We start from the raw sequence: 24,911 nt of genomic DNA, 5'->3' as shown, positions 1-24,911 counted from the left end.
ACTGAAAACCCGTCAAAGGCCGCCATCATGTCCCTTTCTGCCATCCAAGCCCGTTTGATTTCTGCCTGTAAATCCGCCGACCGTAATCCTGCGGATGTAACCTTGATTGCTGTCTCCAAGGTTCAGCCACTTGACCGCGTACGCGCGGTTCTGGCCGAAGGGCAAAAGGTGTTCGGGGAAAACTATGTGCAAGAGGCGCAAGGCAAATGGCCCGACCTGCGCGCTGAGTTCGGCCCGCTTGACGTGCATATGATCGGCCCCTTGCAAAGCAATAAGGCCAAGCTGGCGATGGATCTTTTTGATGCGATCCACACGCTTGACCGGCCGTCCCTGGCAAAAAAGCTGGCCAATCTGGCACAGCAACGTGGTCAGTGTCCCAAGCTGTTCATCCAGATCAACACGGGGGCAGAGCCACAAAAAGCCGGTGTTTTGCCCGATGATGCCGATGCCTTTATCGCCACGGCCAGCGGGCTTGACCTGCCCGTTGTGGGTTTGATGTGCATCCCGCCGGAAGGAGAGGACAGCACACCCCATTTCAACGCCCTTGCCACATTGGCCGCCCGCAATGGCTTGACCGGCCTTTCCATGGGGATGAGCAGCGATTTTGAGGCGGCCATTGCCGCCGGGGCGACCCATATCCGGGTTGGGTCGGCTATTTTCGGGGCGCGGGATTACTCATAGGGGCTATTTCCGCACGATCAGCCGTGTGCCCAACCGCACCCGCGCGGCAATCCACAACAGATCCGCCCGCGCAAAGGCCACACAGCCCGCCGTCGGATAGCCCATTCGCCGCCATTGGTGCAAAAAGATCGCCGATCCCCGCCCGGGCACCGCATCGGGCCAGTTCCAATCGGTGATCATCACCAGATCATAAAGCGGATCGGCGCGGCGCATGTCCTCATGGCTGAACCGATGCGGCGTGCGCACAAGATGATTGTATTCCGCATCGCGCACATCATCCGACCACAGATCCCCCAGCCGTATGGGCCGCGCCCAATCGGGTAAATCCGCGCCGTGCAAGCGGTCCGGCCGGTAGTACATACCCATAATCCGGTGCGTTCCCACAGGGGTCGCCCCATCGCCTTCGCGCTTATTGGCCGTTATCCCACCGCGCCCGATGGAACAGGGAAAACGCCGACCGGCAAAACGAACCCCCGACGGCGTCAGGACAAGGTCATCCACGCTCATATCAAATGGCCCGATTTAGCGGCTTTGGTCGCCAGATAGCCCGCGTTTTGCTCGGTTTTCCCGACAAGCAGCGGCACCCGTTCGGTTACGGTGATTCCATTCGCCTCCATCATCGCGATCTTGGCGGGGTTATTTGTCAGCAGGCGAACGGCGGAAAAGCCAAGCCCACGCAGGATATCGGCCCCAAGACGAAAATCGCGTTCGTCGTCCTCAAAGCCCAGCCGGTGATTGGCCTCTACGGTGTCAAACCCTTGATCTTGCAGGGAATAGGCGCGCATCTTATTGGCAAGCCCGATCCCGCGCCCCTCCTGGTTCAGGTATAAAAGCACACCTGAACTGGCCGCCCCCATCTGGGCCAGAGCGGCATGAAGCTGTGGGCCACAGTCGCACTTCAAACTGCCCAGAACGTCGCCGGTAAAGCAGGCAGAATGCAGGCGCGCCAGAACCGGAGCAGAGCGGTCGGGGCGGCCGACCTCAATCGCGTAATGTTCGGGGCCGCCGTCCTCGGGGCGTAAAACATGCACGCGGCCGGCCCCCGCCGCCGCCATGGGCAAGCGTGCCGCGCTGACCGGATGCAGAGGTGAGGCGCGCTCCAGCTCCGGCAGGATCGCGGGCAGGGACAGGCGGGTTAGGCCGGCGGTGGGCATATCCGGTGGCACCTGCACGGCCAGAACGGCCGGTAACAGCGCGGCGGATTTCACAAGCTGGATCGCTGCGCGGTGCAGCTCGGCGGTGCCGCTGCGCAGGGTTTGGAACGGGCCCTTCATCGGGATGCGCAGATCATCGGCTGGATCGGCCATCGCACGCAGCCACGTCATACCCGCATCGTCGGGCACCGCAAGCCGGACCAGATCGCCGTCATAAACAGGGATCTTCAGGGTCTCGGCCCGCCGCGCGGTCAGCACCAGCTGTAATGGCCCAAGACTGCGCAGCGCGGTGAGCCGTTCCTCGTTCAATGCTTCGATCGCGACGACAAGAAGGGTGCTTTGCCCTGTCAGCATCACCGGCACACCCATGCGCAAATCCCCCCGCGCGCGGGTCAGTTGTTCGACGATTGACAGGCCCAGCCACATGGCGCGCTCCTTGTTTGCTCTGCTTTGATGTAACCGCAGCGCGGGGAAATTGAAACATATCCCCTGAAACTGACACGTCAGCGTGAGAAGTTTGACGCATATCTTGTCGAAACCGTGCGTCGCACGCATCTGTTCAAACAACACAGAGGAGAATGATATGGCACAATTGCGAAAGATCTTGTTGGTCGATGATGATGATGACCTGCGCGAAGCGTTAAGCGAACAGCTGGTCATGTCTGAGGAATTCGATGTCTTTGAGGCAGCAACGGGTGCCGATGGAATGGATAAGGCAAAAGCCACATTCTATGACATGATCATTCTGGATGTGGGCCTGCCCGATACAGATGGGCGGGAGCTGTGCCGCAGGATGCGTAAGGCCGGTGTTAAAAGCCCGATCCTTATGCTGACCGGCCATGATACCGATGCCGACACGATTCTTGGCCTTGATGCCGGTGCCAATGATTATATCAGCAAGCCGTTCAAGTTTCCGGTGCTTTTGGCGCGTATTCGTGCGCAGTTGCGCCAGCATGAACAATCCGAGGATGCGGTTTTTCAGCTTGGCCCATATACATTCAAGCCCGCACAAAAGCTGTTACTGGATGACAAGGAAAAGAAGATCCGGCTGACGGAAAAGGAAACCAATATCTTGAAGTTCCTCTATCGTGCGGGGTCGTCCGTGGTTGCGCGGGATGTGCTGTTGCATGAGGTCTGGGGCTATAACGCCGGGGTTACAACCCACACGCTAGAGACCCATATCTACCGCCTGCGCCAAAAGATTGAACCTGATCCATCCAATGCACGGTTGTTGGTGACAGAGTCGGGCGGCTACAGGCTTGTTGCCTGACTGCCATAGTACTGTCTAAATCGACAGGTATAACATGGTTAATGCCCGTTTATAGCGTATACAGGTTGTACCAGTTTTGATTCCCCTCGTCGCGCCGGGGTTATGGCGTGACATCCTCCCTGTTGGACCTTGGCCGGGCCTTGTGCCCGGTCTTTTTTTGTCCTGTGGCGCGCTGGTGCCAAGAGGGGTTGAGGGTATTGCGCCCGCACCTTACGGTGCCCCCAACCCGCAGCAGGAGAGAACCGGATGACCTTTACCCTTGCCACCTGGAATATCAATTCCGTCCGTCTGCGTGAAAACCTTGTCGCGCAATTATTGACCGATGAGGCGCCCGACATTCTGTGTTTGCAGGAATGCAAAAGCCCGGTTGAGAAGATTCCGGTGGAGCAGTTTCAGGCGCTTGGTTACCGCTACATGGTGGCGCGGGGGCAAAAGGGCTATAACGGCGTGGCGATTTTGTCAAAGCTGCCGATAGTGGATGCTGGTGAGAAGGATTTCGCACAGTTGGGGCAGGCGCGCCATGTGGCGGCGCGGCTGGAAAACGGCGTGACCATCCACAACTGCTATGTGCCTGCGGGCGGCGACATCCCCGACCGGACGCTGAACGAAAAATTCGGCCAAAAGCTGGATTACCTGACCGAGATGCGCGACTGGTTCCGCTGGGAAAAGCCCGATAACGCGATCTTGGTGGGTGATCTGAATATCGCCCCGCGTGAGGATGACGTCTGGAGCCACAAGAAGCTGTTGAAGATCGTCAGCCACACGCCGGTTGAGGTGGACCACTTCCATCAGGTGATGGAGGCGGGCGATTGGACAGATGTCACCCGCGCCGATATCCCCGAAGGTCTGCTCTATAGTTGGTGGTCCTACCGCGCCAAAGATTGGGACGCCGCCGATAAGGGCCGTCGTTTGGACCATATCTGGGCCACTGGCGATATTGCCAAATCTGCCCATTCAAGCCGCATCCTGCGCCCCGTTCGCGGCTGGGAAAAGCCAAGCGACCACGTTCCGGTCTTTGCGAGTTTTGACCTTTAGGGTTGATAGAGCGGGATCGTTGAAAGCGAGGTTTTCGCCGAGCCTTTGCTCACTTCGCTGCCATGTGCGAGATAGATCAGCGTATTGTTCGCCTCGTCAAAGACCCGCGTGACCTTGATCGATTTGAGGATGATGGACTGGCTTTCACGAAACACTTCCTCGCCGCCTTTGCCACGTTTGATATCGCCCAATTCGATCGGGCCGGTTTGCGTGCAGGCGATGGAAGAGTTTGAGGGATCCTCAAACCAGTTGCCCTGTTGTAAACGGTCAATGATGCCGCGGTCGAAATAGGCAAGATGGCAGGTTACGCCCTTTACCTTGGGGTCACGGATGCTTTCGATGATGATGTCATTGCCGAACCAATCCACGCCAACCTCTCCGACTTCTTCGGCATGCAGGGGGACGGTGCACAGCGCAACTGCTGCGGCAAGGATTACTCGGTTCATGATATCTCTCCGTAAGGGGCCATGTGACGAAACGCACAGATGGGGTATTCGGTTCCCTACCTGATGAAATTGGGGCGCACCAACCGGCGCGCCCCCAAAAGATTAGAGATCCAAGGCCCGATCGCCCGCGGCATCCTTGATCCGCGTTGGCAGCCCGATCTTGTTGAGCAGGCCAAGGAAGGGTCTGGCGTCGAGGTCTTCGACATTCGCCATATGGCCTACGTCCCAAGTGCCTTCGGCGATCAGCATCGCGGCCGCAACGGGCGGCACACCCGCGGTATAGGAAATCCCTTGCGAACCGACCTCATTATAGGCGTCCTTGTGGTCCGAGATATTGTAGACGAACACCTCAACCGGCTGGCCGTCCTTGGTGCCTTTGACAAAATCCCCGATGCAGGTCTTGCCGGTATAATTCGGGGCAAGGCTGCTTGGGTCGGGCAGAACGGCCTTGACGACCTTCAACGGCACAACTTCCAACCCTTCGGCGGTGGTGACGGGCTGCTCGGACAAAAGGCCCAGATTTTGCAGCACGGTGAACACGTTGATGTAGTGATCGCCAAACCCCATCCAGAAGCGCACATCGGCCTGCGGATAGCGGTTGGACAGCGAATGCACCTCATCATGGCCGGACATGTAGGATTTTTGCTTGCCGACGACCGGCAGGTCATCCTCGCGCATCACCTCGAACATCTTGTTTTCCTGCCACGCGCCCTTTTGCCAGCTGTAAACCGTGCCGGTAAATTCGCGGAAGTTGATCTCGGGATCAAAGTTGGTCGAGAAATACTTGCCGTGGTTGCCCGCATTAATATCAACGATATCAATGCTGTGCACCTCGTCCATGCAGGCATCAACCGCATAGCGCGCAAAGGCATTTACCACGCCCGGATCAAAGCCCGCACCCAGCACCGCCGTCACACCAGCGGCCTTGCAGGCCTCGCGTTTCTTCCACTCATAGTTGGCATACCACGGCGGGGTCTCGCAGATCTTGGTCGGATCTTCATGGATCGCCGTGTCGATATAGGCGGCCCCGGTATCAATGCAGGCGTCCAGCACGGTCATATTCACAAATGGAGAGCCGACATTGATCACGATCTGCGCGCCGGTCTGGCGGATAAGCGTTTTCACGGCCTCTACGTTGGTGGCATCAAGGGTATATGCGTGGAACGGCCCCGGAACCTTCATCGCGGCTTTTTCATGTACCGTTTGAATGATCGCTTCGCATTTGGACAGCGTACGGCTTGCGATATGGAGATCGCCCAGCACGTCGTTGTTTTGCGCGCATTTATGCGCCACAACCTGTGCCACACCTCCAGCACCGATGATTAGAACATTGCGTTTCATATCAAGCCTCCTTCAGCCCAGATTGCCTTCAAAATCACTATAGTCAAACGTCCGCGCCACGGTCAGCGTGCCGTCAAGCTCTCGCAGAACGATCGCAGGCATTTTTACGCCGTTGAACCAGTTTTTCTTTACCATGGTATAGCCGGCCGCATCGGCAATGCTCAGCCGGTCCCCGATTTTCAGCGGCGCGGCAAAGGAGAACTCTCCGAAAACATCGCCCGCAAGGCAGGATTTGCCGCAGATCATGAACGGGTGGTCGCCCGTCACATCCATCTTGGCAGATTCGCGGTAGATCAGCAAATCGAGCATATGCGCCTCTACCGAGGCATCCACAATCGCCAGATCCTTACCGTTGTTCAGCACGTCCAGCACCGTCACCTCAAGGCTGGCCGTACCGGTGATCGCGGCCTCACCGGGTTCCAGATAGACCTGCACGCCGAATTTATCGGCAAAGGCCCGAAGCCGTTTTGCCAGCGCCTCCAGCGGGTAATCATCGCCGGTAAAATGGATGCCGCCACCAAGGCTGACCCAGTCCAGACGCTGCAAGAAGCTGCCAAACTCGGTCTCGATCCGCGTCAACTGTTGGTCGAACAGATCGAAATCATCGTTCTCGCAGTTATAATGGATCATCACACCCGTGATCTGATCGGCCACCGCCATCAGCTTTTGCACATCCCATTCGCCCAAACGGCTGAAGGGGCGCGCCGGATCGGCAAGGTCGAAATGCGAGGTCGAAAACTGCGGATTCAGCCGCAAACCGCGCGCCAGTCCGGTGGTTTTATCGGCAAACCGTTCCAACTGGCTGATGGAATTGAAGATGATCTTATCGGCATAGCCAACAGCCTCATCCACCTCATCATCCGCCCAAGCCACGGAATAGGCATGGGTTTCACGGCCAAACTTCTCACGCCCCAGGCGCAGCTCATAGAGGCTGCTGGAGGTGGTGCCATCCATATGGTCGCGCATCACGTCAAACGCGGGCCAGGTGGCAAAACATTTCAGTGCAAGCAGGCATTTCGCGCCGGAAAGCGCGCGCAGACGGTCCATCTTGGCCATATTGGCGGCGAGTTTCGTCTTGTCGATCAGGTAGTAAGGCGTCGGTATCATGGCGTCCCCCCGAAAAATCCAAGAGGGGGGCGTATAGGCCAAGCGCGCGCCTGCTGCAAGCGTTTGCCCTTACATCATGCGGATAACATCCTTGCCGACCGCCAGAACGTAACCGCGCCGCGCAATGGTTTTGACCAGAAGCTCCGACACCAGTTGATTGCCCAAGGTATCGCGCAGCCGTTTGATGCGTGTGGCGCCTGCCGCCTCTTCGCAATCGCTGGCATCGCGGCCAGAGATCATGCCCTCGATCTGCGCGCCGGTCATCACGTCATCATCCATCCGCGCCTCGGCCAGAACCGAGAGCGTCTCAAGCGCCGCTTCGGTCAGCTTGAACTCCAGATCATTGATGTAGACCGCATTGCTTTCGCGGCTGATCAAGAGGCTGGACACCTGAATCCCCGACCGCTGAATTGCCGAGATCCGCCGGTTGAGCGCAACAATCGTGACGAGAAACACCAGCGCCGCGATCATCAAAGCCGTGGCAAAAACCAGCAGCACAAAGATCACGACGCGGTAACTGGCCAGAACATCCGAAAAGGCCGTGCCCGATTGCGCAAGGATTTCCAGAAGCTTGATCTCCGGCCCCGTGGTCAACCCGTCATTCTCGACAAAGATCCGTTCCACCCTTGCGTTGAAGGCATTGGCATCAGGCAGGTTCATGAACAACAAGACCGCCGCCGCCAACAAGATCAGGACAATAGCCGCAATCCCGCCTGCAACCACACGGTTGCCCGCCCGCAGATTATCAAAGGGAGAGGAAATAAGCGCCCGCATTGGCTTTCCTTTCTGCAAGGCCTTCAGGCCCGAAAACGGACAGGATGTTCAAGAGGGTCCACCCCTTTTGTGCCAGACGCGGGGCGATAAACCGCGCGGCCGCATCCGACGAGCAGGCCGATTGTGGCAGGGCGACAACGCCGTAGTGCAGCCGCAGCGGGTTGTCGCGTTTCGCCTTATAATCGGCATAGCATTCGGCCTGTGCTGTTCCTGCAAGTGCCAGAACCAACAGGGCGGCGGCCCCAAGTTTTATGATCACAACATGACCCTCCTGATCTGTGGCGATCTTGCCCGCAAGTGGCGCGGATATTCAATATCAAAGCCCGCGATCAGGGGGGTTATGACATATCGGCGGCTATGGCTCTTTCCATTTGCCCGCGGATGGGGTTTGTCTGGCTGCATGAAAAGCACAGCAGATGACAGATTTGAAACAGAGGCCCAAGCGCGGGGTGCGACCTGTATTGCGGGGGTGGATGAGGTGGGGCGCGGCCCCTTAGCCGGGCCGGTGACGGCGGCGGCGGTGCGCTTGTTGCCGGGCAAGGTTCCGCCCGGCCTTGGCGACAGCAAGACCCTGACCGCCAAACGCAGGGATATCCTGTTCGATCTGATCATGGATCTGGCCGAGGTTTCCATCGCCCATGCTTCTGTCGAGGAGATCGACGAGATCAACATCCTGCGTGCCAGCCATCTTGCCATGGTGCGTGCCTTGCAAGGCCTGCCGCGCCCGCCGGACTTTGCGTTGATCGACGGCAACCTTTTGCCACGCGATATGCCTTGCGCGGGGCAGGCGATTGTCAAAGGTGATGCCCTTTCCCTTTCGATCGCAGCGGCCTCGATTGTTGCAAAAGTAACACGCGATCGCCTGATGGTGGATTTGGCGCAACAGTATCCGGGATATGGCTGGGATCGGAACGCCGGATATCCGACAAAAGAGCATCACTCCGCGCTCCTAAATATTGGTGTGACCCCGCATCATAGACGTTCGTTCAAGCCGGTACACAACATCTTGTATCAAGAAAAATATATAACCCCTTGATTCAATAAAGAATTTGACGATGAATCAGTAATGACTCATCTTTAACCTCAACAAAACGACGCAAAATGCGCGGGGCAGAGGCAGAAGATGACAACCAAAACAAAAGCGCCAGAGGCGGCCAGTTTGCCGCTTAACCAGATCCTTGCAGGGGATTGCATTGACGTGATGAACAGCTTGCCAGCCGGCTCTGTTGATCTGATCTTTGCGGATCCGCCATACAATTTGCAGCTGAAAGGTGATTTGCATCGCCCGGACAACTCCAAGGTGGATGCGGTCGATGATCATTGGGACCAGTTCTCCAGCTTTGCGAAATATGATCAATTCACGCAGCTTTGGCTGGCGGCGGCAAAACGGTTGCTGAAACCCAATGGTGCTATTTGGGTAATTGGTTCTTATCACAACATTTTCCGCGTTGGCGCGACGTTGCAGGACCAAGGGTTCTGGGTTCTCAACGATGTGGTTTGGCGCAAGACCAACCCGATGCCGAATTTCCGCGGCAAACGTCTGACGAATGCGCATGAAACCTTGATCTGGGCCAGCCGGGATGAGGGTGCGAAATACACCTTCAACTATGAGGCGTTGAAGGCGCTTAACGAAGGCGTGCAAATGCGCTCGGACTGGGTGTTGCCAATTTGCACCGGACATGAGCGGCTGAAGGATGAGTCCGGCGATAAGGCGCATCCGACGCAAAAGCCTGAAAGCCTGCTTCACCGTGCGCTTATTGCAACGACCAATCCCGGTGATGTGGTGCTTGACCCGTTCTTTGGGACCGGGACCACGGGGGCCGTTGCAAAAATGCTTGGCCGTGATTTCATCGGGATCGAGCGGGAGGAAGCCTACCGCAAGGTTGCGGAGCGTCGCATCGCAAAGGTACGCAAATTTGACGCCTCGGCGCTGGAGATCACCGGCTCCAAACGGGCAGAGCCCCGGGTGCCGTTCGGGCAGGTTGTGGAACGCGGCATGCTGCGCCCCGGTGAGGAACTTTATTCCATCGGCAGTCGCTTTAAGGCCAAGGTCCGCGCCGATGGCACTTTGGTCGGCAATGACGTTAAGGGCTCCATCCATCAGGTTGGCGCCGCACTGGAAGGCGCGCCAAGTTGCAACGGCTGGACCTATTGGCATTTCAAGCGGGATGGGAAGATGGTTTCCATCGATATCCTGCGCCAGCAAATCCGTGCAGAGATGAGCGAAGGCCGCCCGCACTGATCCACCAGTTTCATTCCGAAATGCCTGTGTCAGGGGCCCGCCCCCTGATATAACTTCCCGCCATGTCTGTTTCATGGCGGGCTTTTTGATGTCTAACGCGGCAATGGATTTAACGCTTTGTTATAGCTGTGCCAGTCGGTGATGTCGGGGTAATATTTCCGCCGCCAGTCGCGCACCCGCCGGTTCATCATGCGTTTATACAGGGGCGGAAACATCGCGGCCGCCGTCATCACCGGATAGCCATATGGCAGTTGCGGCGCCTCATCATCCCCGTAGGTTTGCAGCAGGGGAAAGCGGCGGTCGGGTTTGTAGTGATGGTCCGAATGGCGTTGCAGATTGATCAGCAACCAGTTCGAGGCGGTATGATCCGCATTCCATGAATGGCGCGGCAGAACGTGTTCATATTTGCCCGCGCCCAAATGGCGACGGGTGAGGCCGTAATGCTCGACGTAATTCACCAGCTCCAGCTGCCAAATGGCGGTGATGGCCTGATAGATGAATAGGCCAAGCCCGACCCATCCCCCCAAGGCAAAGGCCAGCACCAGCATCGCGCCTTGCAGCGCCCCATAGCGCCAGAACGGATTGCCGATATCGGTCACCGGCAGTTTGCGCCGTGCCAACATCGCCTTTTCCGCCTTCCAGCTAGAGAGCAGAGATTGCCGCAAAACCCGCGGGAAAAAGCGGTGGAACCCCTCATTATAGCGGGCAGTGACCGGATCACGTGGCGTGCCGACATAGAGGTGATGCACCCGCAAGTGTTCCGACCGGAAATGAGAATACAGCACCGAGGCCAGCAGCAGATCGGCCATCCAGCGTTCGAGCTTGGATTTTTGATGCATCAGCTCGTGGCTGTAGTTGATGCCGATGGTGCCGGAAATTACCCCCATGCCAAAGAAAATCAAGACGCGTTCAAGCGTGCCAAGATGCTCGGCGCGCGGCACATAATAGAGCAGCCAACACAGCAGCGCGAACTGAAGCGGAAACCAGATCAGTGTGATCATCCGGTACCAAAACAGCCCCGCCTCAGGGGTCTCAGGGTCAGGGTTATCAGGGTTGCGCCCCAGAACCGCGTCCAGCAGTGAAAACAGTCCCCATGAGGCCAGCGGCATCAAGGCCACCGTCCAGCCCCCGACCAGTGCCGAGATAACAGCGACAGGAATAAGCCCCAGTGACAGCCAGAACGGCAGGGCTTGATCGATCCTGGTGACCTTGGCGACGGGGGAGATTGACATATGAAACCTTTTTCACCGCATGATGCTGCGGGGTGGGCATTCGGTCAACGTGGCAAAAGCGTCGTGGCGGCGAGATCGAAGGCTTTTCGCATCAATGTGGGCAGGTTTTCGGGGTTAACGGATTGAAATATACCGTGATCTGGCGCGGCGCTGGTCGTGGCCGCAAGCACCGTAAGCGCTGCGTGGAAATGGGTGAAGGTATGGCGGATCTGTCCGACATCCTGCCAGTTGGCGGTCACGGGCGGGGCGTCATGGGCTGATTTGCTGTCCCAGCCCGCGCCGGGAAAACCGATCATGCCCCCCAAAAGCCCTTTTGCCGCGCGTTCCTCTATCAGCCAGCGGCCATCGGGGTGACGCGCCAGCCAGAGCGTGCCGGTTCGGGTCGGCTTTTCCGGTTTCGGAACCTTGCGGGGCAGGGTGCCTTGGGTGCCCTCGGCCTGAGCGGCACAAAAAGGGCGGAGGGGACAGATGCCACAGGCCGGATTGCGCGGGGTGCAGATGGTGGCGCCAAGGTCCATCACTGCTTGGGCATAGTCACCGGGACGGGTTTTCGGCGTCAGTTCAGCGGCCAGCACCGTCAGATCCGGTTTGGACAGCGGCAAGGGTTTTTCAACATTGAACAGCCGCGCCATGACGCGCTCCACATTGCCGTCCACCACGGTCGCGGGTTGGTCAAACGCAATAGAGGCTACGGCGGCGGCGGTATAGGGCCCAACGCCCGGCAGTGCCAAAAGCCCCTTATATGTTTCGGGAAACCCGCCTGCCTCTGCCACCACCCGCGCGCATTTCAGCAGGTTGCGGGCGCGCGCATAATATCCAAGCCCCGCCCATTCGGCCATGACATCGGCATCCTGTGCGGCGGCCAGATCGGCGACCGTGGGCCAGCGTGTTGTGAAACGGTCAAAATAGGCGCGCACGGCGGCCACTGTGGTTTGTTGAAGCATCACCTCAGACAACCAAATCCGGTATGGATCGGGGGTTTGCCCGCTGCCCGGCGGGCTGCGCCACGGCATTTCGCGGGCGTGGCGATCATACCAGTCCAAAAGGGCCGCTGTTTCCTTGCGCATTATCTGTCGCCTTTTACATTCCTGCTGGCACCTGTCGCACAGCGCGCTAAGATAGGGCAAGTGAGGGGAATGACCAGATGAAGCAGGCAAAGAACGGGCAGTTTCAGGGGCGAACACGACGTATGCGCGGGTTTGAGTCGGCCTCGGGCCTGTTGAAAGAGCGGATCAGGACAGCGGGCGAGGCACGCGGTTTTGCCGTGACCCGGCTTTTGACCGCATGGGCCGAGGTTGTCGGCCCCGATCTGGCCTCCATCACCCGCCCCGTGAAAATCGGTTATGGCAAGGGTGGTATGGGGGCCTCGCTTACCTTGCTGACGACATCTGTGAATGCGCCGGTGGTGCAGATGCAATTGCCCGCGATCAAGGAAAAGGTGAATGCCTGCTATGGTTATGCCGCGATTTCCCGGATCAGCCTGACACAAACCGCGCCCACGGGCTTTGCCGAAGGGCAGGCCAGCTTTTCCCATGCGCCGGCCCAAAAACCCGCCCCCGACCCCGCGATCAAGGCCGAGGCAAGCCGGGTTGCCACGGGTGTTCACGACAATGCGTTGCGTGAGGCACTTGAAACTTTGACGCAAAACTTCTTATCTCGTGCCAAATCACAGAGAGGCAGAACATGAACCGCAGAGAATTTTCCATCGCCCTTGCGGCATTAATGGCAACCACCGCTGTGCCAAGCTGGGCACAGACCGCTGATGCCGACCTGCCTGAGGTGCCGGATATGGTCTTGGGCAATCCCGATGCCAAAGTGGTTCTGACCGAATACGCTTCTTATACCTGCCCGCATTGTGCGACATTCCATGCGACCGTTTTCAAGGAATTGAAGCGCGATTATATCGACACCGGCAAGATCAAATTCGTGTTCCGCGAGGTGTATTTTGACCGCTACGGCCTTTGGGCCTCTATGGTGGCGCGTTGCGGTGGCGAGACGCGCTATTTCGGTATTCAGGAGATTTTGTTCAACACTGTGCGTGAATGGGCCGGTTCGGATGATCCGGCGACTGTGGTGGAAAACCTGCGCCGTCTTGGCCGGACCGCCGGTCTGGAAGATGCGGCGCTGGACGCCTGCATGAACGATGGCGCGATGGCGCAGGCGATGGTGAATAAATATCAGGCCGATACAACGGCTGATGATATCAACTCCACCCCTTCTCTGGTGCTCAACGGGACTAAGCATGGCAATATGAACTATGCCGATCTCAAGGCGCTTATTGACGCTGAATTGGCGAAATAAATATGGCGGCTCCGCTGAACGGATTGAAAGTGGTTGAGCTGGCGCGGATTTTGGCAGGCCCTTGGGCCGGTCAGACCCTCGCCGATCTGGGCGCGGATGTGATCAAGGTGGAGGCCCCCGAAGGCGATGATACCCGCCGCTGGGGCCCCCCCTTTATCGAGCGGGAGGGCGATCGCTCTGCCGCTTATTTCCATGCGACGAACCGTGGAAAACGGTCCGTTACCGCCGATTTTCGCACCCCCGAGGGGCAAGAGGTCGTACGCAAGCTGGTGGCCGATGTCGATGTGGTGATCGAGAATTTCAAGGTGGGCGGTCTGGCCAAATACGGGCTGGATTATGCAAGCATGGCAAAGGTGAACCCGCGGCTGATCTATTGCTCTATCACCGGGTTCGGGCAAACGGGGCCATATGCGCATCGTGCAGGTTATGATTTTATCATTCAGGGCATGTCGGGCCTGATGTCGGTCACCGGAGAGCCGGACGGCCAGCCGCAAAAGGTCGGGCTGGCGGTGACGGATATTTTTACCGGAATTTATGCCGCGACCGCGATTTTGGCGGCGGTCCACCAGCGCGGCACCACAGGGCAGGGCCAGCATATCGATATGGCGCTCTTGGATGTTGCGACGGGTGTTATGGCCAATCAGGCGATGAACTATCTGGCGACGGGAGCGCCGCCGGCCAAGATGGGCAATGCGCATCCGAACCTTGCGCCCTATGCGGTGTTCGATTGTGCAGACGGGTGGATTATTATCGCCACTGGCAATGACGGTCAGTATCGCCGTTTGTGTGACCTTTTGGGAATGTCGGCAATGGGTACCACGCCGGAGTTTGCCACCAATGCCGACCGCGTTACCAATCGCGCCGCCCTGACAGAGACACTGACCCGCGCCACGAAACAGCGCAGCAAAGAAGACCTGCTGGCGGCCTGTGAGGCGGCTGGCGTGCCCGCTGGCCCGATCAACGATCTGGCAGAGGTCTTTGCCGATCCGCAGGTGGTTGCGCGCGGCTTGCAGATCGCGCCTGAGGGGCTGAAGGGTGTGCGTTCGCCCATGACCTTCGTCGGCACCGATCTGGCGCTGGACCGACCGGCCCCTAAATTGGGTGAACACCAGGCAGAGATATTCGGCGAAAGCTGATCTTCCGCCCGGCATCGGCTGATTGGCTGGGGATCAGCCGACATTATCCTTGAAGGCCTTGGCAAAGGCCGCCTGTTTTTCCGCATCGGCGGGGGTTTGATGCATGTCGCGCCATTCCTCATAGGGCATGCCGTAAACGATCTCGCGCGCGGCGACCTTGTCCATCTCTATGCCGCGGTCATTGGCGGCCTCTTGATACCAGCGCGACAGGCAGTTGCGGCAAAATCCGGCCAGATTCATCATGTCGATATTTTGCACATCTGGCCGCTTGTCCAGCAGATGCTCCATCAGACGACGAAAGGTCGCGGCCTCCAGTTCGGTGCGGGTTGTTTCATCCATCTCGGTTTCCTTTTTGTTTGCGCTATCATTGAGCCGTTGCCCAAGGAAGATATTTCCGCCATAAAGAGGCTGGCCCATTATATTCAATTCAAACGACAGGAACGTGGCACGCATGAGACGCCTTCGCAATGTAAAGATCGTGGCCACGCTCGGCCCATCCTCTTCCACCTATGAAACCATTCGCGCTTTGTTTGAAGCCGGGGCAGATGTCTTTCGCCTGAACATGAGCCATGGCACACATGACGAACAGCGCGCGCGCTATGACATTATCCGCAAAATCGAGGCCGATCTCGGCCGTCCGATTTGTGTGCTGGCCGACCTTCAGGGTCCAAAGCTGCGTGTCGGCGTCTTTGCCAAAGAGGGTGGCGAAGAGCTGGTCGAGGGCGCATCCTTCCGCATGGATCTGGATGATGCCCCCGGTGATGTGAACCGCGTAAACCTGCCGCACCCCGAGATTTTTCTTGCGCTGGAGCCGGGTTCAACACTGTTGGTCAATGACGGCAAGATCAAGTTGACGGTGGATAGCTGTGGCAAGGATCACGCAAATTGCACCGTTGTGGTGGGCGGCGTGATTTCCAACCGCAAGGGCGTGAATGTGCCGGATGTGCTGCTGCCCTTGGCCGCGCTCTCCGACAAGGACCGCGCCGATCTGGAATTTGCCTGTGAGATGGGCGTGGACTGGCTGGCGCTTTCCTTTGTGCAGCGTGCCGAGGATGTTCTTGAGGCACGAGAGCTGGCGCGGGGCCGTGCTGCGATCCTGTCCAAGATCGAAAAGCCTGCCGCTGTGAAGTCCTATGATTCGATTCTGGCGGTCTCGGATGGAATCATGGTTGCGCGCGGTGATCTGGGGGTTGAACTGCCGGTGCATGCCGTGCCGCCGATCCAGAAACGTCTTGTGCGGCGTGCGCGCGCGGCGGCCAAACCGGTGATTGTGGCCACACAGATGCTGGAATCGATGATCGAATCGCCGGTGCCGACCCGTGCCGAAGTCTCTGATGTGGCGACCGCGATTTATGAGGGTGCCGATGCGGTCATGCTCTCGGCGGAATCGGCGGCGGGGCATTATCCGGTTGAGGCGGTGACCACGATGAGCAACGTGGCGATCAGCGTCGAATCCGACAAGATTTACCGCGAAGTGATTGAGTCCAGCCGTCAGGCGCATAAAACAACTGTGGCTGATGCGATCGTATCAGCGGCACGCGAAATCGCGGAAACGACGGACATCAAGGCAATCTGCTGCTTTACGCAATCGGGCACCACGGCAAGCCTTGTGGCGCGCGAACGCCCGCGCACGCCGATCATCGCGCTGACGCCCTTGGTTCGCACCGCACGCCGCCTGACCATGACATGGGGCGCGCATTGCGTGATTACCGAGCCGCAGGGCCGCTTCAAGGGGGCTGTCCTGGCCGCTGTGCGTGCGGCGCGCAGCGCAGGTTTCGCCCAAGAGGCCGAGCAGATCGTGGTCACCGCCGGTGTGCCGTTCAACGTTCCGGGTACCACCAATATTTTGCGGGTGGCGCCCTGTGATGAACGGTTGATCTATTCCTCCGAGGCGGAATGATCCCCTGACATTTCTGTAACGACGATGTTATTCCTGATCCAATATCGCGGGCCTATCTTGTTATCGGCCCGCGTGCTTTTGCCCTCAACATTCCCGATTTATTCCGTAATGCGACGGGCCGTTGATCTCGATAGGTTTTGGCTTGCGTTCAGGGGCAGTCCGGCCTATATCCGCCGCTCTATTACTGCGTGACCGGCCGTAAGTGGCATGCCGAGTCGCGTGTTAACCGCTCAAATCAAGGAGATGGAAATGCCCAAGATGAAAACCAAATCTGCGGCCAAGAAGCGCTTTCGCTTCACCGCAACCGGTAAGGTAAAGGCCGGCCACGCCGGCAAGCGCCACGGCATGATCAAGCGTACAACGAAATTCATTCGCGACACGGCCGGGACTATGATCCTGTGTGATGCGGATACGAAGATCGTTAAAAAATACATGCCCTATAACCGGTAAGGAGAGCCAAAGATGTCCCGCGTAAAATCTGGCGTCGTTACCCACGCCCGCCACCGTAAGGTGATCAAAGCTGCCAAAGGCTATTATGCCGCGCGCAGCACCAACTTCCGCACTGCAACGCAGGCGGTTGATAAAGCCAACCAATACGCCACACGCGACCGCAAAAACCGCAAGCGCAACTTCCGCGCGCTGTGGATCCAGCGGATCAACGCGGCTGTGCGTTTGTTTGATGCCCAGTTCACTTACTCCCGTTTCATCAATGGTTTGATGCTGTCGGGTATCGAGGTGGACCGCAAGGTTCTGGCCGATCTGGCAGTGAATGAGCCGGAGGCGTTTAACGCCATCGCCGCATCCGCCAAGGCTGCTTATGACAAGTCGGAAGCTGCCAAAGCCGCTGCTTGATCAAAGCGATATGTTTTTAAAGGCCCTGCCGGTTTAAAACTGACGCATTCCGGGATCCGGGACATAGAGAGGCCCCTGCGAAGTTTTTCGCAGGGGCCTCTTGACGAATACGGGCTATCATCGCGTTTCGAACTTTCGCCACAGGGGTGTGCCGTGGAACAACCACGGGCGATAGAGCACCCGGCGAGGGTCTGGTGCCTTGTCCTTTTCGTCAGCGGCACCAAGGCGCATCGCAGGTGTTCGCATCACCGGCGCAGTTGATCGACGCTTTGGGACCTGAACGACCTCAAGCGACCCCGGAACACGCACCGAGGAGAGTCCCATCTCAACATTTGAGGTTGCTTTGCCCGCAGATCCGGGCCCGACATATTGCCGCGCCTCGAACCAGTTATAATACACCCGATAGATGTTGAGGATTGCGACCAGAACTGCCGGATTGAATACAGCGCCGTTTATATAGCTTGGGCCATTTCTTGCGGATTTGCCGCCGGCTCTTTTGGTGGGGCTGATGCGTGTTCGCAGCGAGTTCATAAATGAGGAAACCGGCTGGATCGTTGTATAAAGCACGCGCCGCGCGAGCGCATCTCGTAGATCGATATCCGTGATGTCTTGGTCGAACCCTACCCGCCGAAGTGCCTTGCGATACTTTTCCCTGATGATGGGAAAACCAACCACCTTCTCTGTTTCGCCAAAGTGCTGCACCGGTGATGCTGCCCAAAACTGCGGGAACTGCGCAGACTTGAAGTTGGCACTGGCAAAGGACAAAGCATTTCCTTGTCGATCCCATTTAACAGCGGGCTCCAAGTGATTGGAACAGTAGCGGCGGAGAAGCTCGTATCTGGGGATTTCCTTACCCGCCACAGCCATCTCCTGACTTGCGAAGACTTCGAATGCCTCCTCAAACTTCTTGATACGACTTTGGCTCTTCGGCGTGGATGCTTACTTGTCGAACGCGATCACCAACCATTCGAACAAGTCGGCCTGAATCATATCGCGAAAGATGTGTGGCACAACGCGGCCCATTGCCGCTTCGCGCTCACCGACGAGGGTGATTTTACCAACAGGCAACATTTCTTGTATACACGCGAGATGGGCGGCTTTCGTGTAGGTCGGCTTGACGATAATACCCTTAAAACTTCCCCGAAAGTCGCGATCGACATCGCCAAACCCGAAATATCCATTGCGGATTTGATCAAGAAGCTCGCATCGATCACGCGCATCGTCCAGCTTTCCTTGGATGTCTGGCGGCAATGCCAATCCTGCGGCGATATCGTCTTCGTAGGCGCGCTCAATACGGTCAGAGAAAACACGCCAGCTTCCCTCCGCACTCGCAAAGAATGCTGCCTCATCGAACCGGCCACTGGGTCGCTGGAAATGCAGTTTTGGGGCGCTCACTACCTTGCCAGAAGACTTCCTGGTATAGTGCTGCCGGATATTCTTTGGTTGCCCATTTCCGTCAATGTAATGATCTTCAAAGAACGATGCGGGATCAACTCTGGTATCAAAGTTGGCATCAATCCTGAAAACATAGCCACTGCGGATATCGGCACTTACGGAGCAGGTCAGGGGTGTCAGGCGGCGATCCTGGCGGCTTTCCCAATTGATCGAAATAAGAACATCGTCGTGGGCGATCCGCGTGTGAATGAAGCGTCCTGTTTCCTCTTGCTTGCTTTTCCATTCGCGCAACTTGGCCTGTTCAAAAGCAAGCATTGTCTTTTCAAGCCAGAAAATACGACTGTATATTCTGCTAACGCCGCATTTTTTGCCGGTGTCTGGGTCGGAGAGCAGCCGCGCAAGATCGTTGATGCTCGCGCCATTAACCAAAGCTCTCAGTAGTCGAACATTGTCATGCTGCTTCTTCTGGCCTTGGTGATCGAGTGTTGTTGAAATCCGTGCGCCCGGCTTTCCCTTGCAGGGCTTGTGGATCATCCTAAATCCTGCGGCTTTCTCTTTGCGCCTGTTTCCCTCAGGAGCCAACTTGCCGTGTGCGCCGTTGAATACAAACTCATCCGGTCTGTCGAGATAACGCGTGCCGCAATGACCGCACTTAGGACCCTCCAGGATTCCGTTTTGCGTTCGCAATCTGTCGATTTCTTCGAGCAAAAGTTCGTTGGACATAATGTTGAACTCTATACCGCATTCACCATTCCCCTTTTGGTGGTGGCACTCGATCTCCCTTCCATCGTCCCAGGCTCTTGGGTCGTTTTGATACTCAAATGCCTTGGAGATCGTGCTCTTTTTGCTATCGCTTGTAAGTGAATACCCACCCAGTCCCATCGCGAGCGCAGGTATCTTGACCGAAGCAAGCAGCTTCCTTTGTGCGGCCCCACTTCCTTTGAAGACTGGAAGAGAAAAGTTTGGTGCAACACCGTAGTTCCCGCAGTCAATATCACCGCAGGTGTTCATGTTGATTTGTGGTGTTGGATGTGGGTATATTGCTTTCAGCGAAAGCTGAGGAATGCTCTTGACCATTAGTTTGCCCTTCCGGCGTTGTGTCAAGATGGCCTCCGTAAGCCAACAAAGATGTTGGCCATTCTCTCTAAACAAGAAATGCTGATCGCACTTTTTTTGAAAAGTGTTGCTGCGGGACAGAAGTCCCTCACCGCTCAGTGCATTGTAAAAGTGAATAATCCATAAAAAACAAGCGCCTGCCGAGATAAATCTCAGCAGGCGCTATTTTCGTGTCCCAAAAGCCGGAATGCGTCAGGTTTAAAACCGCGGGGCCTTTTTTATTGCGTGGTGGGCAGTCTTGCATTTGGGGGCCTGCATCGCTAGCAACAACGCAAAGAATTTCGGAGGCTGACGATGAGCGCGCTTGATGATCTGAAGGGTAAATACCTGACTGCCGTAGGGCAGGCGGCTGATGAGGCGGCGCTGGAAGAGGTGCGCCTTGCTGCCTTGGGCAAAAAGGGTGAGATCAGCCTGAAAATGCGTGAACTGGGCGGCATGTCGCCAGAAGATCGCAGCACATTCGGCGCGGCCCTGAACGCCCTGAAGGATGAGATTGACACAGCCCTGCGTGCGAAAAAAGCAGCGATGGCCGATGCTGCCCTTGATGCGCGGCTGCGCACGGAGTGGCTGGATGTAACCATGCCCGCGCGCCCGCGCCCCGCTGGCACCATCCATCCGGTTTCCCAGGTGACTGAGGAATTGACCGCGATTTTTGCCGATATGGGCTTTGCCGTGGCCGAAGGGCCACAGGTGGAATCGGATTGGTACAACTTTGACGCGCTCAATATCCCGCCGGAACACCCCGCGCGGCAGGAACATGATACGTTTTTCATGAACGCGCCGAGGGTGATGATCGCCCGCCCCATGTTTTGCGCACCCACACCAGCCCGGTTCAGATCCGCTCTATGCTGGATCAAGGTGCGCCGATCCGGATCATTTGCCCCGGCCGCGTCTACCGGATGGATATGGATCAGACCCATTCGCCGATGTTCCATCAGATCGAAGGTTTGGTGATCGGTAAGGATATTTCGATGGCGAACCTGAAGTGGGTGCTGGAAGAGTTCTTCTCTGCTTTCTTTGGCAAGCCGGTCAAAACCCGTTTCCGCGCCTCGCACTTTCCCTTCACCGAGCCTTCGGCCGAGGTGGATATCCAATGTTCCTGGGTCAACGGCCAGCTGCGCATCGGTGAAGGCGACGGCTGGATGGAGGTTCTGGGCTCTGGTATGGTCCATCCCAAAGTTCTGCGCGCGGCAGGGGTGGACCCTGACAAATGGCAGGGCTTTGCCTTTGGCATGGGGATCGACCGGCTGGCGATGCTGAAATACGGCATTCCCGACCTGCGCGCATTTTTCGAATCCGACCTGCGCTGGCTACGCCACTACGGCTTTGCCGCGCTGAATGTGCCGGAATTGGCGGGCGGCGTGGCATGAGCTTCAACAGTTTTGGCCACCTGTTTCGCGTAACAACTTGGGGCGAAAGCCACGGGCCGGCCTTGGGGGCCACTGTTGATGGCTGCCCCCCCGGTGTCGATTTGACCGAGGCAGATATCCAGCCGTGGTTGGACAAGCGTAAACCCGGTCAGAATAAATTTACCACACAGCGGCAAGAGGCGGATCAGGTGCGGATCCTTTCAGGGGTTTATGAGGGGCGCACGACCGGCACGCCGATCCAGTTGATGATTGAAAATACAGATCAACGCTCCAAGGATTACGGCGATATCTTGCAAAAGTTCCGCCCCGGCCATGCCGATATTTCCTATCATCAGAAATACGGGCTGCGCGATCCGCGTGGCGGGGGGCGGTCCTCGGCGCGGGAAACGGCGGCGCGGGTGGCGGCGGGTGGCGTGGCACGGGCGGCGCTGGCCGCTTTGGTGCCGGGGCTCAGCATAACCGGTTATATGGTGCAGATGGGCCCGCATAAGATTGACCGCGCGCGGTTTGACTGGGACCAGATCGGGGAAAACCCGTTTTGGGTGCCGGACGCCCAAGCCGCAAATGATTGGGCGGAATATCTGGACGGGTTACGCCGCAGCCATAATTCCGTTGGCGCGGTGATCGAGGTGACGGCACGCGGCATGGTGCCCGGCCTCGGCGCGCCGGTCTATGCCAAGCTGGATACCGAACTGGCCGCTGCGATGATGTCGATCAATGCGGTCAAAGGGGTTGAGATTGGTGAGGGGATGGATGCCGCCGCGTTGACTGGTGTGGAGAATGCCGATGAGATCCGCATGGGGCCGAACGGGCCGGAGTTTTCATCAAACCATGCTGGCGGCATTTTGGGCGGCATTTCTACTGGGCAAGATGTTGTGGTGCGTTTCTCGGTCAAGCCGACATCGTCGATTTTGACGCCACGCCAGACGATCACGACCGCCGGTGAGGAGGTTGAGCTGATCACCAAGGGTCGCCATGATCCTTGCGTCGGTATCCGCGCGGTTCCGGTGGGTGAAGCGATGATGGCCTGTGTTTTGCTGGACCATTTCCTGATGGACCGTGGGCAAACCGGTGGCATTCGCGGGCAGGTCGGCTAAGGGGCCGCTCGCCCGTCAATAGCCCAAGGCGCAGCCGTCCTTGCGCGGATCGGATGCCCCTTCGAGCAGCCCGTCCGCGTGTAGTCTGACCGCCTGAGAGCCACCAAGCGGTGTGTCCGCTGTGATGACCTTATGTCCCCGCGCAGCCAGATCGGCACGAACCGCGTCGGAATAGCCGCGCTCTACCTCCATGCCATGGACGCCGGAAAAGCAACGTGGCGCATCCATAGCACTTTGCAGATCCATTCCGAAATCAACGGTATTCGAGACAAAGCGCGCATGGCCCGTTGGCTGATATGCCCCACCCATCACGCCAAAGGGTGTGGTGACGCGGCCGCCTTCGGCGATCATGCCGGGGATGATGGTGTGCATCGGGCGCTTGCCGCCTGCGGCCTCATTCGGGTGGCCCTGCTCAAGCGTAAAACCGGCACCGCGGTTTTGAAAATTGATGCCGAAACGGTCGCTGGCAAGGCAGGCGCCAAAACTGTGATAGACCGAGTAGATCAAGGATACCGCCATGCGATCCTTATCCACCACGGTGATATAGATCGTGTCCTTATGCACCGATTCCGTAAGCGGCGCGGCGGCTGCCATAGCCCGTTTAGGATCAATGAGCGCGGCCAGTCTGGATGCTGTTTCAGGGGCGAGCATATGGGCCAAGCGCCTCGTATGGTCAGGATCGGCCAAAAAGCGGTTGCGGGCATCATAGGCAAGTTTCGTCGCCTCAGCCTCAATATGGGCGCGATCCGCACCAAAGGGATCCATCGCGGATATATCGAAATGCGACAGGATATTGAGCAGAAGAATCGCGGTGGCACCCTGACCGTTTGGCGGATGCTCCAGCAGATCCACATTCTTATAGGGGCCAGAGACCGGCTCGACATAGGCGCATTTGGTCGCGGCGAAATCATCAAGCGTATGGGTGCCGCCGAGGGCGCGCAAAGAGTCGACCATATCCTGTGCCACTTCGCCCTCATAAAAACCGGCGCGCCCTTGGGCAGCGATACGGCGCAGCACCCCGGCCTGACCCGGTGCGCGGAAGGTTTGGCCCAGCGTCAGAGCTTTGCCGTTCAAAAGCAGGGTCTCGCGGGCGCGACCTTGCAGCAAATGTTCGGCCTCGGCCCAGTCCTTGGCAACGCGGGGTGCGACGGGAACCCCCTCTTCGGCGTAATGGATGGCCGGGGCGAGGGTGTCGGCCAGCCCGATGTGGCCCCAATCGGCGGAAAGCTGGCAAAAAGCATCGACAGCACCGGGAAGGGTAACGGCCTCTACGGCATAAAGCGGCATCGTGGTCAGCCCGCGTGCGCGGAGATTGGCGGCGTTTAGCCCCATGGGCGCACGGCCTGAACCGTTCATCGCGTGAACGGTTTCCCCCCCCGCTGGTTTGAACAATACAAAACAATCCCCGCCCAGGCCTGTCATTTGCGGCTCACAAAATCCCAGCAATACCGCGCCGGCAATCGCAGCATCCATCGCGTTGCCGCCAGCCTTCAGAATGTCGATTGCTGCACTTGCCGCCAATGGGTGTGACGTTGCGCACATTCCGTTCGCAGCATATACGGCCGAGCGTCCAGGCCTTTGAAAATCGCGCATTATTTACCCCCAGCGAGCAATGTTCCTAACCTATGAAAGCTGAATGTTGTGGTCTGCGCAAGGTGCAGCACCCAATACGCGGTTCAATACGGAAGGCAGAATGTCAGACGGTTGTGTTTTCCCTCACGCTGATAGCTTAGATGTCGGACTTGAGAGCGGATCAGATACCAGCCAAACCCACCTTCGGGCAGATCGTCCCATGCGTTGATTTCCGGAAGCAGGCCCTGTGGCAATTGCTGCTGGGGAAAGGGGCTGCCACTGTCAATAACAGTTACCAAAACTCCGTCAGGATGGTTTTTCAGACAGACCTTTATCCGCCCTTGACGTGTAGCATAGGCGTGTTCAACCACATTATTGAACACCTCTGCCAAGACGATTTCTGCTGTGCCACGAGCGTCCGCCTCCATTGCGCAAAGGGGACCGCTGTCCAGCAAATCAGCAAGACCGCCGCGCACGGCGTCCAGATTACTATCAAACACCAATTCCATAACATCCTTGTCGTTTAGGCAAATGCCGTGTTCCCCATATTAGCCGGCTTTTTGGAGTCCGTCTGGCAAACTGGGATGAATTGTAAACACGGTGTCCATGCGTGTCAGATGGAAAACTTTGGCCACGGTTGGTGTCAGCCCGGAAAGTTCGAGTTTACGGTCAGGCCCCAGCAGTTTCATCACCGCCACCACAGCGCCAAGGCCAGAGCTGTCCAGAAACGCGACAGTGGAGAGATCTAGGATCACGCGAGAGGATGGCGCTTGTGTCAATTCGCGCATACGTTCTTTGAACTGGATGGCGCAGGCGGCATCGATCCGGTCTTCGCCTACTGTAACAAGGATCAGGTCCTCATGGGCCTTGGCGGTTATGTTCATCGAAAC

General features: G+C 57.7%; 27 protein-coding genes and 1 pseudogene. 13 read left to right on the top strand and 15 right to left on the bottom strand.

The features are described 5' to 3' along the window. Positions 1–27 precede the first annotated feature (27 nt). Positions 28–681 (top strand): YggS family pyridoxal phosphate-dependent enzyme, encoded by a 654-nt coding sequence (locus AKU94_RS09135; RefSeq protein ID WP_050526968.1) that lies wholly within the window; start codon positions 28–30, stop codon positions 679–681. Between the two features lie 3 nt (positions 682–684). On the opposite strand, the gene AKU94_RS09130 is transcribed toward AKU94_RS09135, so the two are convergent. Continuing rightward, positions 685–1,188, bottom strand: a complete 504-nt coding sequence (locus tag AKU94_RS09130; protein WP_050526967.1) for a L,D-transpeptidase family protein — start codon at positions 1,186–1,188, stop codon at positions 685–687. After that, positions 1,185–2,261 (bottom strand): GTP cyclohydrolase II, encoded by a 1,077-nt coding sequence (gene ribA, locus AKU94_RS09125; protein WP_050526966.1) that lies wholly within the window; start codon positions 2,259–2,261, stop codon positions 1,185–1,187. The genes AKU94_RS09130 and ribA overlap by 4 nt, the downstream gene beginning before the upstream one ends. Positions 2,262–2,418: 157 nt before the next feature. Between ribA and AKU94_RS09120 the strand changes: the two genes are divergently transcribed. After that, entirely contained in the window at positions 2,419–3,105 is a 687-nt protein-coding gene (locus AKU94_RS09120) for a response regulator transcription factor (RefSeq protein ID WP_050526965.1), read from the top strand. Positions 3,106–3,351: 246 nt separating this feature from the next. Continuing rightward, entirely contained in the window at positions 3,352–4,140 is a 789-nt protein-coding gene (locus tag AKU94_RS09115) for an exodeoxyribonuclease III (RefSeq protein ID WP_050526964.1), read from the top strand. Here AKU94_RS09115 and AKU94_RS09110 read toward each other — a convergent pair. From AKU94_RS09110 to AKU94_RS09090, 5 genes are all read right to left on the bottom strand, one after another. Next, positions 4,137–4,586, bottom strand: a complete 450-nt coding sequence (locus AKU94_RS09110; protein ID WP_050526963.1) for a CreA family protein — start codon at positions 4,584–4,586, stop codon at positions 4,137–4,139. The two genes, AKU94_RS09115 and AKU94_RS09110, sit on opposite strands and share 4 nt — an antisense overlap. A gap of 102 nt (positions 4,587–4,688) precedes the next feature. Continuing rightward, positions 4,689–5,927: a saccharopine dehydrogenase family protein gene (locus tag AKU94_RS09105; RefSeq protein WP_050526962.1), complete on the bottom strand. Its 1,239-nt coding sequence runs from the start codon at positions 5,925–5,927 to the stop codon at positions 4,689–4,691. A gap of 12 nt (positions 5,928–5,939) precedes the next feature. Next, on the bottom strand, positions 5,940–7,034 hold the full coding sequence (locus AKU94_RS09100; RefSeq protein WP_050527129.1) for a carboxynorspermidine decarboxylase: 1,095 nt from the start codon (positions 7,032–7,034) through the stop codon (positions 5,940–5,942). A gap of 69 nt (positions 7,035–7,103) precedes the next feature. Further along, positions 7,104–7,808, bottom strand: a complete 705-nt coding sequence (locus AKU94_RS09095) for a winged helix-turn-helix domain-containing protein (RefSeq protein ID WP_050526961.1) — start codon at positions 7,806–7,808, stop codon at positions 7,104–7,106. Beyond that, entirely contained in the window at positions 7,780–8,067 is a 288-nt protein-coding gene (locus AKU94_RS09090) for a hypothetical protein (RefSeq protein ID WP_408633686.1), read from the bottom strand. The genes AKU94_RS09095 and AKU94_RS09090 overlap by 29 nt, the downstream gene beginning before the upstream one ends. 141 nt (positions 8,068–8,208) lie before the next feature. On the opposite strand from AKU94_RS09090, the gene AKU94_RS09085 reads away from it, so the two are divergent. After that, positions 8,209–8,844: a ribonuclease HII gene (locus AKU94_RS09085; protein ID WP_050527127.1), complete on the top strand. Its 636-nt coding sequence runs from the start codon at positions 8,209–8,211 to the stop codon at positions 8,842–8,844. 87 nt (positions 8,845–8,931) lie between these two features. Continuing rightward, complete coding sequence (locus AKU94_RS09080; protein ID WP_050526960.1) at positions 8,932–10,050, top strand: site-specific DNA-methyltransferase; 1,119 nt, start codon at positions 8,932–8,934, stop codon at positions 10,048–10,050. A 92-nt stretch (positions 10,051–10,142) separates the two neighbouring features. Here AKU94_RS09080 and AKU94_RS09075 read toward each other — a convergent pair whose 3' ends face one another. Further along, on the bottom strand, positions 10,143–11,282 hold the full coding sequence (locus AKU94_RS09075) for an alkane 1-monooxygenase (RefSeq protein ID WP_050526959.1): 1,140 nt from the start codon (positions 11,280–11,282) through the stop codon (positions 10,143–10,145). 44 nt (positions 11,283–11,326) lie between these two features. Then, positions 11,327–12,349 (bottom strand): A/G-specific adenine glycosylase, encoded by a 1,023-nt coding sequence (gene mutY / locus AKU94_RS09070; RefSeq protein ID WP_050526958.1) that lies wholly within the window; start codon positions 12,347–12,349, stop codon positions 11,327–11,329. A gap of 77 nt (positions 12,350–12,426) precedes the next feature. Between mutY and AKU94_RS09065 the strand changes: the two genes are divergently transcribed. Genes AKU94_RS09065 through AKU94_RS09055 form a run of 3 tightly spaced genes read left to right on the top strand, consistent with a single transcriptional unit; the run spans position 12,427 to position 14,719 of the window. Beyond that, a complete protein-coding gene (locus tag AKU94_RS09065) occupies positions 12,427–12,969 on the top strand; it encodes a DUF721 domain-containing protein (RefSeq protein WP_050526957.1) in 543 nt (180 codons plus the stop codon). Continuing rightward, complete coding sequence (locus AKU94_RS09060) at positions 12,966–13,583, top strand: DsbA family protein (RefSeq protein WP_050526956.1); 618 nt, start codon at positions 12,966–12,968, stop codon at positions 13,581–13,583. The genes AKU94_RS09065 and AKU94_RS09060 overlap by 4 nt, the downstream gene beginning before the upstream one ends. Positions 13,584–13,585: 2 nt before the next feature. Next, positions 13,586–14,719, top strand: coding sequence for a CaiB/BaiF CoA transferase family protein (locus tag AKU94_RS09055; RefSeq protein ID WP_050526955.1), 1,134 nt, complete (start codon positions 13,586–13,588; stop codon positions 14,717–14,719). Between the two features lie 33 nt (positions 14,720–14,752). Here AKU94_RS09055 and AKU94_RS09050 read toward each other — a convergent pair whose 3' ends face one another. Next, on the bottom strand, positions 14,753–15,058 hold the full coding sequence (locus AKU94_RS09050) for a DUF1244 domain-containing protein (protein WP_050527126.1): 306 nt from the start codon (positions 15,056–15,058) through the stop codon (positions 14,753–14,755). Positions 15,059–15,170: 112 nt separating this feature from the next. Here AKU94_RS09050 and pyk point away from each other — a divergent pair, with 112 nt between their 5' ends. The 3 genes from pyk (at position 15,171) to rplT (ending at position 17,471) form a co-directional block, all read left to right on the top strand. Further along, positions 15,171–16,619 carry a pyruvate kinase gene (gene pyk, locus AKU94_RS09045; RefSeq protein ID WP_050526954.1) on the top strand — a complete coding sequence of 483 codons (1,449 nt, stop codon included), beginning with the start codon at positions 15,171–15,173 and terminating at the stop codon, positions 16,617–16,619. Between the two features lie 249 nt (positions 16,620–16,868). After that, a complete protein-coding gene (gene rpmI, locus AKU94_RS09040) occupies positions 16,869–17,069 on the top strand; it encodes a 50S ribosomal protein L35 (RefSeq protein ID WP_050527125.1) in 201 nt (66 codons plus the stop codon). Between the two features lie 12 nt (positions 17,070–17,081). Next, a complete protein-coding gene (gene rplT, locus AKU94_RS09035; protein WP_050526953.1) occupies positions 17,082–17,471 on the top strand; it encodes a 50S ribosomal protein L20 in 390 nt (129 codons plus the stop codon). 117 nt (positions 17,472–17,588) lie between these two features. On the opposite strand, the gene AKU94_RS20380 is transcribed toward rplT, so the two are convergent. Together AKU94_RS20380 and AKU94_RS20375 are read right to left on the bottom strand one after the other, a co-directional pair. After that, complete coding sequence (locus AKU94_RS20380) at positions 17,589–18,332, bottom strand: hypothetical protein (protein WP_232295734.1); 744 nt, start codon at positions 18,330–18,332, stop codon at positions 17,589–17,591. 78 nt (positions 18,333–18,410) lie between these two features. After that, positions 18,411–19,970, bottom strand: coding sequence for a hypothetical protein (locus tag AKU94_RS20375; RefSeq protein WP_232295733.1), 1,560 nt, complete (start codon positions 19,968–19,970; stop codon positions 18,411–18,413). Between the two features lie 306 nt (positions 19,971–20,276). Here AKU94_RS20375 and pheS point away from each other — a divergent pair. Then, positions 20,277–21,352 (top strand): annotated as a pseudogene (pheS, locus tag AKU94_RS09025) (phenylalanine--tRNA ligase subunit alpha). Continuing rightward, complete coding sequence (gene aroC / locus AKU94_RS09020; RefSeq protein ID WP_050526952.1) at positions 21,349–22,449, top strand: chorismate synthase; 1,101 nt, start codon at positions 21,349–21,351, stop codon at positions 22,447–22,449. The pseudogene pheS and the gene aroC overlap by 4 nt, the downstream one beginning before the upstream one ends. 15 nt (positions 22,450–22,464) lie before the next feature. Here the strand turns inward: aroC and AKU94_RS09015 are convergent, their stop codons facing one another. The 3 genes from AKU94_RS09015 to AKU94_RS09005 form a co-directional block, all read right to left on the bottom strand. Continuing rightward, complete coding sequence (locus tag AKU94_RS09015) at positions 22,465–24,042, bottom strand: gamma-glutamyltransferase family protein (RefSeq protein WP_050526951.1); 1,578 nt, start codon at positions 24,040–24,042, stop codon at positions 22,465–22,467. An 83-nt stretch (positions 24,043–24,125) separates the two neighbouring features. Continuing rightward, positions 24,126–24,530, bottom strand: a complete 405-nt coding sequence (locus tag AKU94_RS09010; RefSeq protein ID WP_050526950.1) for an ATP-binding protein — start codon at positions 24,528–24,530, stop codon at positions 24,126–24,128. 39 nt (positions 24,531–24,569) lie between these two features. Continuing rightward, positions 24,570–24,905: an STAS domain-containing protein gene (locus AKU94_RS09005; protein WP_050526949.1), complete on the bottom strand. Its 336-nt coding sequence runs from the start codon at positions 24,903–24,905 to the stop codon at positions 24,570–24,572. Positions 24,906–24,911 lie beyond the last annotated feature (6 nt).

The sequence above is a fragment of the Pseudorhodobacter aquimaris genome, from assembly GCF_001202025.1.
Classification (GTDB): domain Bacteria; phylum Pseudomonadota; class Alphaproteobacteria; order Rhodobacterales; family Rhodobacteraceae; genus Pseudorhodobacter; species Pseudorhodobacter aquimaris.
Note: the sequence above shows the minus strand (reverse complement) of the source record. Positions and strands in the feature narration are given on the sequence as shown.